This window comes from Arcicella sp. GW821-FHT09D11, assembly GCF_059416265.1.
In genome coordinates this window covers 298930-315336 of the sequence record NZ_JBWKOV010000003.1, presented here as the reverse complement: position 1 = coordinate 315336, position 16407 = coordinate 298930, and the positions used below count along the sequence as shown (strand labels likewise).

Here is a 16407-nt window from a genome sequence, read left to right as displayed (position 1 = left end):
CATAAATATGTATTATGAAAGTATCTAATGCAGTGCTTAAAGATGTTTTAATCATTGAACCAAGTATTTTTGGGGATGCACGAGGGCTATTTTTTGAGCCTTTCAATAGTATTACTTGGGGCGAGAAAGGTTTGCCAACCAATTTCGTTCAGGATAATCAATCATTTTCTTATAAAGGAGTTTTAAGAGGCTTGCATTTTCAAAAGGGAGATTATGCGCAAGGTAAGCTTGTTAGAGCAATCACAGGTAAGGTACTTGATGTGGCCGTAGATTTACGTCCTGATTCACCAACTTTCAAGCAATGGGAGTTTTTTGAACTTGATGCACAGTCGAATAAAATGGTGTATATCCCTGTAGGTTTTGCCCACGGATTCTTGGCTTTGGAAGATAGTATTTTTGCTTATAAATGCACAGCAGGCTATAATAAAGCTTCTGAAGGAGGAATTCTTTGGAATGATCCAGCTCTTAAAATAGAGTGGCCAGTAGAAAATCCAAATGTATCTGACAAAGATATGATTCTTCCTACCCTTGAAGAATATTTAGCACAGGCTTAATCTTACTGTATGAAATGGTATTGATAAGATTGTCTTATTAATGCTAAGAATAAAGACCTACAACGCTTGAATTAGGTGTACTTAAATTATATTAAAAGATTCTGATATGAGTATTATTATATTTGGAGGTGTTGGCCAGTTGGGGCAATGCATCAATAAAGTAGCTGAAAGCCAAAATATTGAAGGAATTATCTATTTAGATGAAATTGAAGGTAATATTTTGGATGTGGAACTTTTAGAGAACCTATTTACCAAGCATAAACCTTCGTATGTTGTTAACTGTGCGGCTTATACGGCTGTAGATAAAGCAGAAGACGACGTAGATTTAGCTAGAAAAATCAATAAAACGGGTGCTGCTAACCTAGCAGATGCTTGTGTGGCTCATGGAAGTACATTGATTCATGTTTCAACGGATTTTGTTTTTGAAGGAAACCTTCCCAAAGCTTTATCTGAAGAAGATGAAGCTACGCCAATAGGAATGTATGGTTTAACGAAACTAGAGGGAGAACAGGATATTATTAACAAGATGTCTAAGTTTTTTATCCTCCGCACTAGCTGGTTGTATTCAGAATTTGCCAATAATTTTGTAAAAACAATGCTTCGCTTAGGAAAAGAAAGACCAGAATTAGGCATCATCGTTGACCAAGTGGGTACGCCAACATATGGTGTAGATTTAGCTGCTTGTATTCTTCATATCATTACTACTCAAAGCAAAGATTACGGGTTATATAATTATAGCAATGAAGGAGCGATTTCATGGTATGATTTTGCACAAGCAATCTTTGAGCTAGGAGAAGTATCTGTAAAAGTTAAGCCGCTAAAAACGAGCGAATATCCAACGAAAGCTAAAAGACCAGCTTTCTCTGTGATGGATAAAACTAAAATTAAGCAAGTATTAGGAATTGAGATTCCTTATTGGAGAGATAGTCTGAAGGTTTGTATAAAAGCATTAGCTTAGTACGCGTATCGTCTTTAAGAGAATAGTTAAAATAGAATAACGTAGTAAAATATTACCTCTAACCACTTCCGATAAAAAACTAATTATTGTTTCAGTTTTTAGTCTCAGTACACATCCATCTTGGCATTTTTCTATGCTAAATGTTAGCCAGTTTTCTATAGGTATTGCTGTGATGCAATGTCCGAAATGGTTAGCGTAATTTTAGCATCTAGTCTATTTTTGATTGCTGAATTACAAGCAAATAGTAATGATAAAATGGACTCCTACCAATAAAAAAAAGGAAATTGGATTAGTAAAATGCTGGTTTGTCAAGTTTTTGATAAAAAAAGATATAATTCATTTTAAAAAACTAGTCTTTATTCGAAATAAGAAATATACAAAAACTACATGAATTATTGATAATTGTTTATGTTAATAATAAAATAATTCTAAGAATAGGATATTTTAAATATTAATTGAAATAGTATTCAAATTCAGTATTTTATTGCGAATTAATCAAAAAAGGCTTCTTTTTATCCCTTCTTGTTAAGAATTAACGGAATGTTTGTCTTTAATATTGATTAAATAATAACTTTGAAATTTGTATTTTTTTTAGAATATACCTAAATTTGATAAAGAATAAATTTATATAGGTCATATAAATACATAATACTGATTTTATAAAAATTGAAATAGCTGAGTTATAGTAATAAATAACAAAGTTTGATTTTATATAAGGTTTTAAGAGATTTTTGTAATCTATAAATATTGTAAGTATTAGTCTTGTTTTAGATGAAAATTATTAGCCTATTTTAAATACATGAGATATTATAGGTGCTAGCCTGATGAATAGTAGCTTTTATATATAATAAATTATAAATTTTATGAAGAAAAAAATTATCTATTACACACAGGTTTACTATTTAGATTCAGCCTTAGAATATATTCAAGTAGCCAGTAAGGATTTTGATTTTCATGTATATATTGAAATAACGCCTCATGCGCTGAAAGCGAATATATTTAATATTGATGCTGATTTGACAGAATATCCTCTTGTTATTCCTGTAGAGTCAGTTGTAAAGAAATGGGATATAGAATATATTTCAGCATACTTGAAAAATTGTAAATCATGTCAATTTCTCAATTTTAGTTCTCCTAAAAGTTTAGATGTAGACTCTGTGTTCCGAGCTACCAAATCAATAGCAGGGTTATATAAATTACATGCAGATTTTGTTCATTTGGATGATTTTTCAATGAGACAAATAGGGATGCTTCCTTTTTTCTTATTGAAAAAGAATAGTTTAATATTGGATGTCCATGACCCTAAACCACATACTGGTGAAAAAGATATTAAAAAAGTTATTTTTTCTAAGATACTCTATAAACTGACTTCAAAGTACTTGTGTTTGTCAGAATACAGTACCAATATTTTGAAAGGAATATTAGTAGGAAAGAAGGTATATACAATCAAGTTTTTGCCTTGTAGCGTTTATCAACATTTTATCAAAAAAGATTCGGAAATCAAAAAAGAATACATCACATTTATCGGTAGAATTTCACCATATAAGGGTATCAACTTGTTTATTGATGCTATCAAAAATATTAAGGATGATTCAGTGAAATTTATGATAGCAGGCAAGCAAATAGTTGGATTTGATTTGTCCAAGGAAATACCTGATAATATGCCTAATCTGGTTGTAAGAGAGAAGCATTTAAGTAATGAAGAGTTTGTTGATATTGTTCAACGTTCTATGTTAGTAGTTTGTCCTTATTTAGATGCCACACAAAGTGGCGTAGTAATGACAGCCCATGCTTTAGGATGCCCAGTAGTAGTAACTCCTGTAGGTGCATTGCCAGAATACGTTGATGAAGGGAAAAATGGTATTGTCTCAGATGATATGAGCCCTGAAAAACTATTAGAAAGTATCAATAAAGGGTTAAAAGAATTTAAACATTTAAATCAATCACCAGACGATACTTTGTGGACAAAGTATGCAGCGTCTAATTTAAAAGTAATGCATACGCTCTATAGTTGAGAATCATTTTAAGATATTAATTAAATTCAGATGAAGAAAAAAATACTTTTTTTAGCGCCAGGGCTTGTAGTTGGTGGGGCAGAGAAGTTTTTGGTATCGTTAATGAATCGCTTGGATAAAGAACAATTTGATATTGTTTTGGCTGTTTTGAGCGATAATAATCCCTTACTTAATCAAATAGAAAGTGGTATTCCTGTTAAGGTATATTCGCGTAAATCAAAATTTGATGTTTCACCTATCGTTGAACTTAGAAGTTTATTAAAAGAAATAAAACCTGATATCGTATTTTGCTTGGGTTTATTCCCTTTTTTCTTCCTTCAATTAGCTAGCTTATTGATAGGTTCAACTTTTAGAAAATTAATTTCTTACCATTCTACTGTATATCATACTAAGAAAGACGATAGATTGGCAAGAATGTATTTTAAAATGATTGATAAGGACACTCATGTTATTCCTGTTTCAGAAAATCAACGTGAGTACACAATAGATAGATTTGGGGTAGCTGGCAACATATTTACCACAATCCATAATGGAGTAGATGTTGATTTCTGGACTAACTGTCCTTCTCAAGCAATAAGAGAAGAAACAAGATTGAAATATGACATACCTTTAGAGGCAAAAGTTGTTGTACAAACTGCCGCTTTCAGACCCGAAAAAAACCATGTAGCGGCTTTAAAAGCATTACATGTAATTAATACGAAAGAGAATGCAGAGAAACTTTACCTTTTATTAGTGGGAGATGGGCAATGTAGAAAAATTATTGAGAATACCATTGAGGAATTGCAACTCCAACCTTATGTTCGAATGGCTGGAATCCAAAGAGATGTTCGTCCTTTTTATTGGTGTGCCGACTTCTTTTCATTGACTTCTTATAGTATCGAGACGTTCTCCATCGCAGCCTTAGAAGCAATGTCGACAGGCTTACCTTGTGCATTAACAGATATTGGAGGTGCCAACGAAATGATTGTATCGGGTAAAAATGGACTATTATGTTCGCCAGATTACGAAAGTATTGCAGAGGTTTGGGAACAAATGATGAATACTGCCTACAATCCTATTGATATAAGAAGCTATATTCAATCAAGATTTAGCGAAAAAGGTATGGTAGATGCCTATACGCGATTCTTTAAAAGCTAATAAAATAACTTTATCTATTATCTCAAATTTATCATTTTATAAATTAGTAAATTAACTATGAGTGTTATCATTACAGCTCCAAGCTTAGATCCCAATTTAAATGTTAGTGGCGTTTCTTCAGTCGCTAAATTTATTATTGATAACAACAAGGCCTACAAATACTTTCATTTAGAACTTGGTAAACGCGATAATGAAACAAGAGGCTTAGGGTGGGGCTTACGTATTCTAAAAGCATTAGTGACACTTTTTATACAACTGCTTACGGGTAAAGCAAATATCGTTCACTTTAATTATGCCCTAAGCAAACCTTCTATTATTCGTGATACTCCTTTTATTTTTGTTACTAGATTATTTAACGTTAAACTGATAATACATTTACACGGAGGTGAATTTTTAATGAAAGAAAATCCTCCTCAATGGATTAAACGTTATTTAGAATACGTGTTAAATGGAAACGAGAGTAAAATTGTACTGAGTGAATTAGAAAAACAAGTTGTTGAAGCAAAATTTAAAGCTAAAAATGTATTTGTTCTGCCCAATTGTGTAGATTTAGGGGAAGCTCAAAGTTTTCAAAAAGTCATTAATAATACTGCCCCTTTAAAGGTATTGTTTATGGGGAGAATAACCATAAGTAAAGGAATAGAGCAAATTGTAGATGCCTTTAAACTACTCAAGAATGAAGGGATTGCTGTTGAATTTAGTTGTGCAGGAAAAGGACCTGAGGCTGATATTTTTATTGGTGAAATGACTAATATTTTGGGGGATAAATTTATTTATAATGGCGTAGTAAAAGGTGCTGGCAAGATAGATCTCCTAAAAAAATGTGATGTTTTTATCCTTCCTTCCTTGTTTGGTGAAGGTCTGCCAATGGCGTTATTAGAAGCAATGTCTTTTGGACTTGTTCCTATTGTGACAGACGATGGTTCAATGAAATTTACAGTTGATGATAAAAAATCAGGCTTTGTAGTAGCAAAAAAATCTCCAGAAGAAATTATGCAGGCTATAAAGAGTTTAGCAAATGACCGCATCCAGCTCGGAAATATGTCTAATGAAGCGCAAAAAAATATTTTCACTAATTATAACCCTGAAGTGTATATTCAAAAACTAGATGAGTTATATAAAGGGAAATGATAAATTTTTATTACAAAGACTTACTGTACTAGGACATAGTGCTCATCAACCCTAATAAAACCTAAGTAAATCGGAAAAGAGTTATGGCTCAACAAAAACTTATTAGCATTAATATCACCTTAGGTAGCTATCAGCAGATTGTTGCTGATATCATCTCTTTGGCTAAAAAAAGATACTCCTCTTATGTATGTGTAGCCAATGTTCACATGTGTATTGAAGCGTATAATTCTAAGGAGTTTGCAAATATCGTTAATTCAGCAGACATTGTTACTGCGGACGGTAAACCGCTGTGTGTAGGCTTAAAATTGATTAATGGAATAGATCAAGAGAGAGTGGCAGGTATGGATTTAACACCGTCTCTTTTGAAAGAAGCAGAATTGAATAATATTAAAGTATTTTTGTATGGTTCAACAGATGAAGTGCTTGATAAAATACAAAAAGTAGCAAAAGAAAAATATCCTAATTTAGCAATTGTCGGTGCGATTTCACCACCATTCAGAGTATTATCAGAGGCAGAAATAGCCAATGATATTAATACCATCAATGATAGTGGTGCAGGACTTGTTTTGGTAGCACTAGGTTGCCCTAAGCAAGAAAAGTGGATGTATAGCATGAAAGGTAAAATACAAGCTGTCATGGTTGGAGTAGGAGGGGCATTCCCTGTTTTTGCAGGAATACAACCAAGGGCTCCTAAATGGATGCAAGATTACAGCCTTGAGTGGTTACATCGTTTATCACAAGATCCTAAAAGGCTTTTTAAAAGGTATTTTGTTACTAATTCCCTTTTTATATCGCTTCTTATTAAAGAAAAAATACGTACTATATAATTTTTTAACAACATATTGGTATTCAATAAATGGAAAAAGACTCCAAAATATATATAGCAGGTCATCGAGGAATGGTGGGTTCTGCTATTCTAAGAAAATTACAAAATGAAGGTTATGAAAATTTTGTATTAAAAACGTCTAAAGAGTTAGACCTCAGAGACCAACAAAAAGTAGCTGAATTTTTTGAAGTAGAAAAACCTGATTATGTTTTTTTAGCGGCTGCTAAAGTAGGAGGTATCGTTGCCAATAATACTTATCGTGCAGATTTCTTATATGAAAACTTAGCGATTCAAAATAATATCATTCATAGTGCCTTTGTTAGCAAAGTAAAGAAGTTAATGTTTTTAGGGTCTTCATGTATTTATCCTAAACTTGCTCCTCAGCCACTTAAAGAAGAATATTTACTTACTGGTCTTTTAGAGCAAACCAATGAGCCTTATGCCATTGCTAAAATTGCGGGTATTAAAATGTGCGAAGCTTATCGTGCTCAATATGGATGTGATTTTATTTCAGTAATGCCTACTAATTTGTATGGACCGAATGATAACTATGATTTACAAAACTCTCACGTATTGCCTGCCATGATTCGTAAGTTTTATGAAGCGAAGGAAAACGGCGTTGAGCAAGTAATTTTATGGGGTTCGGGTTCTCCTATGAGAGAATTTTTATATGCTGATGATTTAGCAGCAGCCTGCGTATATTTAATGGAGAATTATTCTGAGCCAGAGTTAATCAATGTGGGTACAGGAATAGATGTGACTATTAAAGAGTTGGCTAATACGGTAAAAGACATCGTAGGCTTTGAAGGTGAAATCGTTTGGGATAGCACTAAACCAGATGGCACACCAAGAAAATTGATGGATGTATCTAAATTGAATGGTAAAGGCTGGAGACATACCATAGAATTGAAAGAAGGAATCGGTTTAGCCTATCAGGATTTCTTGGATAACCATGCAAAACTAAGATTATAGATTGTATAAATTATGGTTGTTGTAAGATGCAACAACACTCAACATATATCTTAAAAATACTTTAAATTTTATTTATTACTAACACTGATAAATTTATCAGTAGCATTAACACAACGATTATGAAAAAAGCCCTTATTACTGGTATAACTGGACAAGATGGAGCCTATTTGGCAGAACTACTATTATCAAAAGGATATGAAGTACACGGTATTAAACGTCGTAGTTCATTGATCAATACTGCACGTATCGATCATTTGTATGAAGATTTACACGAAGACGGTGTTAAATTTATCATGCATTATGGCGATTTGTCAGATTCAACTAACATTATCAGAATTATTCAAGAAGTACAACCAGACGAAATATACAATTTAGGTGCAATGTCGCACGTAAAAGTTAGTTTTGATGAACCAGAATATACTGCTCAAGTAGATGGTATCGGTACATTAAGAATTCTTGAAGCGGTTCGTTTATTGGGATTAATAGAAAAAACTAAAATCTATCAGGCTTCTACTTCAGAGTTATATGGTTTAGTACAAGAAGTACCTCAATCTGAAACAACTCCTTTCTATCCACGTTCTCCTTATGCTGTTGCTAAGATGTACGGTTTCTGGATTACTGTTAACTACCGTGAAGCATATAATATGTTTGCGGTGAATGGTATTTTATTTAACCACGAATCTCCATTAAGAGGTGAAACATTTGTTACTAGAAAAATTACTAGAGCGGTATCTCAAATTGCATTAGGACAACAAGAGAAATTATATCTTGGAAACTTGGATGCTCAACGTGACTGGGGTCATGCGAAAGATTATGTTGAAGCAATGTGGTTAATCTTACAACAAGATGTTCCTGAAGACTATGTAATTGCTACTGGTATCACAACAAGAGTTAGAGAGTTTGTTAGAATGGCATTTGCTGAATTAGGTATCGAAGTTGAGTTCTCTGGAGAAGGAGTAGACGAAATCGGTACAATCGTAGCTTGCTCAAACCCATTGTATCAAGTTGAAATAGGTAAAGTTGTTGTAAACGTTGATGCTCGTTATTTCAGACCAACTGAAGTAGAATTGTTGATTGGCGACCCAACTAAATCAAAAACTAAATTAGGATGGGTACCTAAATATGATTTGCCAGCTTTAGTAAAAGACATGATGCAGTCTGATATTAAATTATTTACAAAATAATTAAGCAGAATTTAAGACTTCTTTGTCCTAAACGAAGTCTTAAATTTTACTATATTACTAGTAGAATCGCTAACGTATTTGATAATACGATGAATATAGAATTGTTTATCAATATGGATTTTATGAAAATATGTTGCTCAAAAAATATACGAACACTTTATGTAAATAGCATAGTTAATTGACGTATAGAAAAACAATTGCGCTTAAGTAAGGAAGAAATAAGCTTGATGCAATAAGGAGGCTTTTGCTTACTTATTTTATATGAGCAAGATGCTTTTAATATTTAGATTCCTTGTTGAAGGAATAGTGAAGTGTAGGGTGAGCTTAAATTTTGACAAATATAACTAGCGTATTTAGGCAAAAGTTAGTTATATTTTTATTGAGAATTGATATAAAAAAGCCACCAATCATAAATGAATGATTGATGGCTTTTTTTCTAAGAACTTTTATCAATTCTTTAAAAATTAATAAAATAAGTCAGTGCTGCCAAAAGGATAATTAATGTAATTCTTCCCCATATTTGAAGTGTGTATTTAGATTCATTGCTCATAATGTAAGGAGGTTAAGATACGTAAAGAATAAATGAAATGTTAATCATATCACAAAATTACAATATTTGAGTTAAATTTATCCTAAAAGATTCACCTATTTATTAAACGGTATGTAGAAGGTTACTTGTTTGTAAATATTCCAATATTTAATTGTTTTTTAAAACGGTATTTTTAATTGTGATTTTATTATTACCAGTTGACGTTCATAATTCGCTAACATCCCCCAAAAAATATAAACTATTATGCCTCAAAGTATAAGTAAAGTAAACTATTTCAGGTTGTTGTCTGATATTATTTCTATTATATGTGTTTTTGTTTTTTCTTCATTTATCACAAAACCTGAATTAGAAAAAAGTGATAGTATTCTATTATTATTACTTGTAATAGGTTGGTATTTTTCTACTAAAATTTCAAATACCTATGATGACTTTAGAACTGAAAGATATATAGGTGAACTACTATTAATTTTTCAGAATGTATTAGTACAGTCTGTAATAGCAGGACAAGTTTTGTTTATACTGAACCGTCATGAATATACTAGAAGATTTATCTTTGCCTATATTGTGATTTTGTTAATTGTATTAATTATCAAGAATTATATTATTAAAAGAATCCTATTTTATTATCGGCAAAAAGGAGGAAATATCAAAAATGTGGTATTTGTTGGTTATAATGAAATTACGGCCAATTTAATTACTCAAATTCAAGAGAACCCTCATTATGGCTTTAGAGTAATTGGGATTATTGCCAAAGAAGAAGAAGTAAATGATATTGGTGGAAATACTTATTTAGGAGACCTCAGGAAGTTCTTGTCAATGAACGAAAATTATAAAATTGACGAAATCATTATTACTACGGATGAAATTAGTAATAGTTTAATGCAAGAAGTTTTTATGGTATCTGAAAAAAGAGCCATCAGAACTAAAATTGTACCAAGCTATATTACGTATTATCCAAGTAGATTGCAATTCAAATTTTTTGGTAATTACCCACTGATTACGTTTAGGAGCGAGCCATTGCAAGAATATCATTGGAGATTAGTAAAAAGAGTATTTGATATTATATTCTCGTTACTAGTGTTTATTTTCATTTTTTCTTGGCTGTTTCCAATCATTGCTGTTCTGATAAAACTTGATTCTAAAGGACCAGTATTTTTTAGACAGTATAGATGGGGAAAGAATAATAAAAAATTCAAGTGTTTCAAGTTTAGGTCGATGAGACCCGAAAGTAAAGATGTAACTGAAAATGGAACATTTAACCAAGCACAGATGAACGACCCAAGAATTACAAAATTAGGTCAGTTTTTAAGGTCATCGAGTTTGGATGAATTGCCACAGTTCATCAACGTATTATTAGGCGATATGTCAATTGTAGGGCCTAGACCTCATGCACATGAACATAATATACGTACGAAGGATGAAGTAGATAGTTATTTAGTTAGGCACTGGATTAAACCAGGTATCACTGGCTGGGCGCAAGTAAATGGCTACAGAGGAGAAACAAAGACGCTGGAACAAATGGAGCAAAGAGTAAAATATGATATCTGGTATATTGAAAATTGGTCGCTAGGCTTAGATTTCAAAATCATCTTCATGACAGTCTATAATGTGATTAAAGGCGAAGATATGGCTTATTAATATCATCCCATATTGCACATCATTTATTAAGGCATGGTAATTATCAATAATTACTGTGCCTTTTATTTTTATAAAAATTATTGTAATATTTTAATTTATTGTATTGTTTATTTTGTGAATAGGTAGTTCTAACGTAAATTTAATATCGAAGAAATACATTTGCTTAATTAGTTAATATTCAATGGGTTAAAAAATAGGGTTGAACTGGAAAATAAAGGACAATGCTATTTATTAATAATTAGTTCTTACAGAGCTATTATAAATATACCGTTTAATAGATTTTTTTGTGACTATCCAACATAGATTGTAAATTTGTAGCAAGGTAATTCGGTCAATAGCACATTAAACATAAATTTATGATGAAAGACTACTTTGGAAGAGAAAATTATTATTTACGATTGCTTACTGATATTTTAGTGTTAATGCTTTCTTTTTACTTGACTTCAGTAGTCAGTAATCGTAATAATTCTATTCATGATAGAGAGGTTTTCGTGCTTTTAGTAATAGTTTGGTATTTTTCTAGTAAAATAATCCATGTTTATGATGACTTTCGTACACTCAAATTTATTGACGAGTTTTTGTTGCTAGTTCCTGTTATTGCTATTCAAGCATTGGTATTGATTCTGTTTTTATTCTTCCTAAACGATAGAGATAATGCGCGTAGATTTGTACTAGAGTATTGTGCAATGCTTTTCGTTTTTCTTTCTATCAAGAAATACCTCTTAAAAAAATCTTTTGAGTTCCTGAGAAGAAAAGGAAGGAATACACGTAATCTTTTGATTGTCGGTAGTTCAGAAATGGGCGTTTCCTTTTTTGATTTTGTAAAGAACAATACTCAATTTGGCTATAATCCTATCGGTTTTATTGATGAAACCAAATCCGTATACTTAAACGGGTTATACAAAGGAAATTTTGATGAAGTAGATAAAATTATCATAGATAATCAGATAGATGAAATTGTGGTAGCAATGCCACAGTTTAATAAGCAACAATTAGATAAAATCATTTCAGCAGGCGAAAGAAATGCTGTTAGGACTAGAATCATCCCTGATTATTTTAAATTTAGTTCTAATAAATTTAAAATGGGAATGTTCGGCAACTTCCCGATGATTACAGTAAGGGATGAACCTTTAAATCAATTACATTGGAGGCTCATTAAAAGAATAATAGACCTCTTTTTCAGTCTACTATTATGTGTGTTGATTTTTTCTTGGCTTTTCCCAATTATTGCGTTGCTTATACGCCTAGAATCAAAAGGGAATATTTTCTTTATTCAGGAAAGATGGGGTAAGAATAAAGAAATCATACGATGTTTGAAATTCAGAACAATGTTTATTGAAAGTAAAGTAGTGGTAGATGGTAAGTTTCAGCAAACTACTGAAAACGACCCTAGAATTACAAAAATTGGAAGAATATTACGTAAAACCAATTTAGATGAGTTGCCACAATTTTTAAATGTAATCGGAGGGTCAATGTCGGTCGTAGGACCACGCCCGCATGCTTTACAACATAATATAGAAAGCCAAGCCCTTATTAATAATTATGCTCTCCGTAACTGGGTAAAACCTGGTGTAACTGGTTGGGCTCAGGTGAATGGATTAAGAGGAGAAACTAAAGACTTTAGTTTGATGCGTAAAAGAGTTGTTTTTGATATTTGGTATATTGAAAACTGGACTCCTTGGCTAGATTTTAAAATCGTGATTATGACAGTCTATAATATGTTCAGAGGCGAAGACATGGCTTATTAATATTCATCAATAGCTCAAAACATTAATCAAAAAAGCAGTCAGAAATTAATTCCTGACTGCTTTTTTGATTTTAAAATTCTGGATGCTTAATGGTTCAAACAACCATTAAACTTTCTCATTAAGATGCCTTAATTTAGAGAGTTTACTAAGAATAGTTTTAGATTGTAATAATTTATTCAGAATTCTTACATCGTCAGGTCTGTGTAAATCAGTCCCCATAAACTCATAGAGATTCATGTCCAACAATTTATTGGCTATTTCATTAGCTTTAGGCCCGTATTGATTGACCAATGACATCAGGTTCAATTGTAAATGGCATCCTAATGCTTTCAATTCTTCAAACTTAGCAAGGTTTTCACTTAAGTATAAGTATCGCTCTGGATGAGCAATAATTGGGCGATATCCTTTTGTTCTTAAGTTGAAAATAATAGTTTCTAAGTTAATTGGGGCAGCTACAAAAGAGAACTCCACCAATACATACTTATCTCCGAAAGTTAATAAATTATTATTTGCTAATAATGTTGAAAATTGTTCATCAATTTTGTATTCAGCTCCCACTTCTATCTCAATTTCTATTCCCGCTTCCACCAAGGCTGCTTTTAAGATAGTCAAACCTTCGTTGATGATTTCAGGCGTATTAGGATATACTTCTGCCATGATGTGTGGCGTAGTTATGATTTTAGAGAATCCTAATTCCTTTAATTTTTGGATACAAGCAATAGAGTGTTCAATACTAGAACATCCATCATCAATGCCCGGTATAAGATGCGAATGAATATCTGTACCAATAAATGAAAAATCTACTATTTTAGGAGTATCGGATGATTTTTTAAAAAATGAAAACATATCTTTTAATTTGAGCTATAAGCTTTACGCCATAGATAATTAAGCTATAAGCTTTTTTGTTTTAAATTTTGAGCGAAGAGTCTTATTCTGTAAGGCTTTTAATTGTTTAAACACTTCTAATAATATTGTTGAAGTTTTAAATAACGTTCGTTTCTGTGCCATAATGAGCTTATGACATATTTATTTTAGCTGTAAGCTAAACATTTATGCTAAAATACCATAAATCTTTGATAATAACGTGAATGCTATATGTTTGTAAATGTTTTTTCTTTGTATTATCAAATTATTATTGAAAAAAGAGAGTAGTTTATGATTTTTTCTACTTGTTAATGCGATTATGCATGTATTAATCTTAAACTATTAACATATTTTTTATGAAAAACAGATATTTAGTACCTTTTATTTTATTGACTACTTTGTTTTTCCTTTGGGGATTTGCACATAACTTAAATCCAATATTAATTCCACACCTTAAGAAAGCTTGTCAGCTTACAGATTTTCAATCTTCATTAATTGATGGTTCTTTTTTTATTGCATATTTTATTATGGCCATCCCTGCGGGTATGGTAATGAAGAAGTTTGGGTATAAAACGGGTATTATTGCTGGTTTACTTTTATTTGCAATAGGGGCATTTTTATTTATTCCCGCCGCTAATACGCGTGTTTTTACTTTTTTCTTAACAGCCCTGTTTGTGATAGCAAGTGGCTTGACTTTTTTAGAAACCGCAGCAAATCCATACATGACAGTCCTTGGTGAACCAGAAGGAGCATCACAAAGATTGAATCTTGCACAGTCATTTAATGGGTTAGCTGCCACGATTGCTCCGATATTAGGAGGGCAATTTATTTTATCTGGAAAAACGTTAACCAACACTGAAACAGCTTCAATGACGGCTGAACAAATGAGTGCTTTTCTAGACGGCGAAGCTGCAACGGTAAAAATTCCTTATTTAATAATAGGTATTGTAGTATTAGTTGTAGCGGTTTTATTATATAAAAGCAAGCTACCAGAAATTACAGAAGCAGGGCACGACATTGAATTGCCAACAGGAAGCCAATCTATTATGCGTCACAAACATTTAGTTTGGGGAATAGCAGCTCAGTTTTTTTATGTTGGGGCGCAGGTTTGCGTATCTAGTTTTTTTATTCGCTATTTAGGTAAGACTGCTAATATCGATGAAATAACGGCTTCGCGTCTACTAGGAGCTGCCTTGTTTTGTTTTATGATTGGTCGATTCATCGGTACTTTTCTGATGCGTTATATCAGCCCTAATATCCTTTTGGCATTGTATGCTTTAATCAATGTTGTGCTTTTAATAGTAGTAGTAATCTACGGCGGAATGTTATCGGTATACGCTTTAATTGGCGTTGAGTTCTTTATGTCGATTATGTTCCCAACTATTTTCTCATTAAGTATTAAATCATTAGGCAAGGAAACAAAAATAGGGTCATCATTAGTCATTATGTCTATCGTTGGGGGTGCTATCTTCCCGTTAATTATGGGTAGAATTTCTGATATGATGAGTATCCAAGTAGCATATTCTGTACCATTGGTGTGTTTTTTCGTCGTGTTTTATTTCGGTTGGAAAGGTTCAGAAGTTAAGAGTTAAAGTTAATTAGATTAGGAAAAAGCGTGAGTTGGTCTTAATCTGTTTACAGATTAAGGTGATATTGTATGCAGTTTAGGTATATGATTTATAATCAAGCATAATTAAAAATATAGGAATTAGTGAAAACAATTATTCTAAATCAACCTGGTGAGTTTCAGTTAATCTCAAGGGAAATAGATGATAAGTTGGCGGATAATGAGGCACTTATCAAAATTCATAAAATTGGTATTTGCGGTACAGACTATCATGCTTTCAGAGGAAAACAACCATTTTTTTCGTATCCACGAGTACTTGGTCATGAGTTGGGTGCTGAAGTGGTTGCATTAGGACAAAATGTTGATACTGAACAATTGGCAATTGGTGATAAGGTTTCTGTTGAGCCTTACTTGAATTGCGGTACTTGTCAGGCATGTTTAAATGAAAAGCCTAATTGTTGTGAAAACCTGAAAGTAATGGGCGTACATACGGATGGAGGAATGTGTGAGTTTCTAAAGATTCCTGCGCATAAACTACACCGTTCAAAAGTGTTAGGTTATGAACAATTAGCACTAGTAGAAACGTTGGGTATCGGCGCTCATGCTGTGCAGAGAGCCAATGTCACTAGCAATGATATTGTGTTAGTCATTGGTGCAGGACCGATTGGTTTATCGGTAATCCAGTTTGCTAAATTACATCAAGCTAAGATTGTGGTGATGGATTTTAACCAACAAAGACTTGATTTTGCTAAGCAATTGTTTGATACAGATGTATCGGTACTAGCAAAAGAAGGATATATGGCAGATGATTTAAAAACCACATTAAAGGGTGCTTTGCCAACGGTCATTTTTGATGCAACGGGCAATTCACAGTCTATGATGAAAGCCTTTTCTTATTTAGCTTTTGGTGGGAAATTGATTTTTGTGGGGTTATTTCAAGGAGATGTTACATTTTTTGATCCAGATTTCCATCGTAGAGAAATGACACTTTTTGCTAGTAGAAATTCTCTTCCAGCTGATTTTAAAATGATTATTAAAAATATGGAAGAAGGAAATATTCAGACCCAAGCTTGGCTTACGCATGAAGCTCCTTTTGAAGAATTACCAAATGTCTTTGAATCTTGGCTAGACCCAAGTTCTAAAGTGATTAAAGCAATGTTAAGCGTGTAAGCTTTCAGATTTCGGATTTCGGATTTCGGATTTCGGATTTCGGATTTCGGATTTCGGATTTCGGATTTCGGATTTCGGATTTCGGATTTCGGA

Annotated in this window: 13 protein-coding genes; 12 read left to right on the top strand and 1 reads right to left on the bottom strand. The window is 32.4% G+C overall.

Annotated elements, in window-relative coordinates; all coding sequences use genetic code 11:
• Positions 1 to 14 precede the first annotated feature (14 nt).
• The 10 genes from rfbC to AC07N0_RS11445 all read left to right on the top strand — a co-directional run bounded on the left by rfbC (position 15) and on the right by AC07N0_RS11445 (position 12713).
• Positions 15 to 554 (top strand): dTDP-4-dehydrorhamnose 3,5-epimerase, encoded by a 540-nt coding sequence (gene rfbC / locus AC07N0_RS11490; protein ID WP_494589278.1) that lies wholly within the window; start codon positions 15 to 17, stop codon positions 552 to 554.
• 106 nt (positions 555 to 660) lie between these two features.
• Positions 661 to 1512 carry a dTDP-4-dehydrorhamnose reductase gene (gene rfbD / locus AC07N0_RS11485; RefSeq protein WP_494589277.1) on the top strand — a complete coding sequence of 284 codons (852 nt, stop codon included), beginning with the start codon at positions 661 to 663 and terminating at the stop codon, positions 1510 to 1512.
• 863 nt (positions 1513 to 2375) lie between these two features.
• Positions 2376 to 3527 (top strand): glycosyltransferase family 4 protein, encoded by a 1152-nt coding sequence (locus AC07N0_RS11480; RefSeq protein ID WP_494589276.1) that lies wholly within the window; start codon positions 2376 to 2378, stop codon positions 3525 to 3527.
• 30 nt (positions 3528 to 3557) lie between these two features.
• Positions 3558 to 4664, top strand: coding sequence for a glycosyltransferase (locus AC07N0_RS11475; protein ID WP_494589275.1), 1107 nt, complete (start codon positions 3558 to 3560; stop codon positions 4662 to 4664).
• A gap of 57 nt (positions 4665 to 4721) precedes the next feature.
• Entirely contained in the window at positions 4722 to 5795 is a 1074-nt protein-coding gene (locus AC07N0_RS11470; RefSeq protein WP_494589274.1) for a glycosyltransferase family 4 protein, read from the top strand.
• Positions 5796 to 5878: 83 nt separating this feature from the next.
• Complete coding sequence (locus AC07N0_RS11465; protein ID WP_494589273.1) at positions 5879 to 6622, top strand: WecB/TagA/CpsF family glycosyltransferase; 744 nt, start codon at positions 5879 to 5881, stop codon at positions 6620 to 6622.
• Between the two features lie 29 nt (positions 6623 to 6651).
• Positions 6652 to 7593, top strand: coding sequence for a GDP-L-fucose synthase (fcl, locus tag AC07N0_RS11460; protein ID WP_494589272.1), 942 nt, complete (start codon positions 6652 to 6654; stop codon positions 7591 to 7593).
• A gap of 119 nt (positions 7594 to 7712) precedes the next feature.
• Entirely contained in the window at positions 7713 to 8777 is a 1065-nt protein-coding gene (gene gmd, locus AC07N0_RS11455; RefSeq protein ID WP_492799868.1) for a GDP-mannose 4,6-dehydratase, read from the top strand.
• Positions 8778 to 9570: 793 nt separating this feature from the next.
• A complete protein-coding gene (locus AC07N0_RS11450; RefSeq protein ID WP_494589271.1) occupies positions 9571 to 10965 on the top strand; it encodes an undecaprenyl-phosphate glucose phosphotransferase in 1395 nt (464 codons plus the stop codon).
• Positions 10966 to 11321: 356 nt separating this feature from the next.
• Positions 11322 to 12713 carry an undecaprenyl-phosphate glucose phosphotransferase gene (locus AC07N0_RS11445; RefSeq protein ID WP_492799866.1) on the top strand — a complete coding sequence of 464 codons (1392 nt, stop codon included), beginning with the start codon at positions 11322 to 11324 and terminating at the stop codon, positions 12711 to 12713.
• Positions 12714 to 12818: 105 nt separating this feature from the next.
• On the opposite strand, the gene AC07N0_RS11440 is transcribed toward AC07N0_RS11445, so the two are convergent.
• Positions 12819 to 13559 (bottom strand): tyrosine-protein phosphatase, encoded by a 741-nt coding sequence (locus AC07N0_RS11440; RefSeq protein WP_494589270.1) that lies wholly within the window; start codon positions 13557 to 13559, stop codon positions 12819 to 12821.
• 374 nt (positions 13560 to 13933) lie between these two features.
• Between AC07N0_RS11440 and fucP the strand changes: the two genes are divergently transcribed.
• Both fucP and AC07N0_RS11430 read left to right on the top strand, forming a co-directional pair.
• Entirely contained in the window at positions 13934 to 15169 is a 1236-nt protein-coding gene (fucP, locus tag AC07N0_RS11435; RefSeq protein ID WP_494589269.1) for an L-fucose:H+ symporter permease, read from the top strand.
• Positions 15170 to 15288: 119 nt separating this feature from the next.
• Positions 15289 to 16314, top strand: coding sequence for a zinc-binding alcohol dehydrogenase family protein (locus AC07N0_RS11430; RefSeq protein WP_494589268.1), 1026 nt, complete (start codon positions 15289 to 15291; stop codon positions 16312 to 16314).
• Positions 16315 to 16407: the final 93 nt, after the last annotated feature.

Bases quoted from the DNA above. Each gene is read 5' to 3' on its own strand.
- rfbC (WP_494589278.1), top strand. From the start codon at position 15: ATGAAAGTATCTAATGCAGTGCTTAAAGATGTTTTAATCATTGAACCA.
- rfbD (WP_494589277.1), top strand. From the start codon at position 661: ATGAGTATTATTATATTTGGAGGTGTTGGCCAGTTGGGGCAATGCATC.
- AC07N0_RS11480 (WP_494589276.1), top strand. From the start codon at position 2,376: ATGAAGAAAAAAATTATCTATTACACACAGGTTTACTATTTAGATTCA.
- AC07N0_RS11475 (WP_494589275.1), top strand. From the start codon at position 3,558: ATGAAGAAAAAAATACTTTTTTTAGCGCCAGGGCTTGTAGTTGGTGGG.
- AC07N0_RS11470 (WP_494589274.1), top strand. From the start codon at position 4,722: ATGAGTGTTATCATTACAGCTCCAAGCTTAGATCCCAATTTAAATGTT.
- AC07N0_RS11465 (WP_494589273.1), top strand. From the start codon at position 5,879: ATGGCTCAACAAAAACTTATTAGCATTAATATCACCTTAGGTAGCTAT.
- fcl (WP_494589272.1), top strand. From the start codon at position 6,652: ATGGAAAAAGACTCCAAAATATATATAGCAGGTCATCGAGGAATGGTG.
- gmd (WP_492799868.1), top strand. From the start codon at position 7,713: ATGAAAAAAGCCCTTATTACTGGTATAACTGGACAAGATGGAGCCTAT.
- AC07N0_RS11450 (WP_494589271.1), top strand. From the start codon at position 9,571: ATGCCTCAAAGTATAAGTAAAGTAAACTATTTCAGGTTGTTGTCTGAT.
- AC07N0_RS11445 (WP_492799866.1), top strand. From the start codon at position 11,322: ATGATGAAAGACTACTTTGGAAGAGAAAATTATTATTTACGATTGCTT.
- AC07N0_RS11440 (WP_494589270.1), bottom strand. From the start codon at position 13,559: ATGTTTTCATTTTTTAAAAAATCATCCGATACTCCTAAAATAGTAGAT.
- fucP (WP_494589269.1), top strand. From the start codon at position 13,934: ATGAAAAACAGATATTTAGTACCTTTTATTTTATTGACTACTTTGTTT.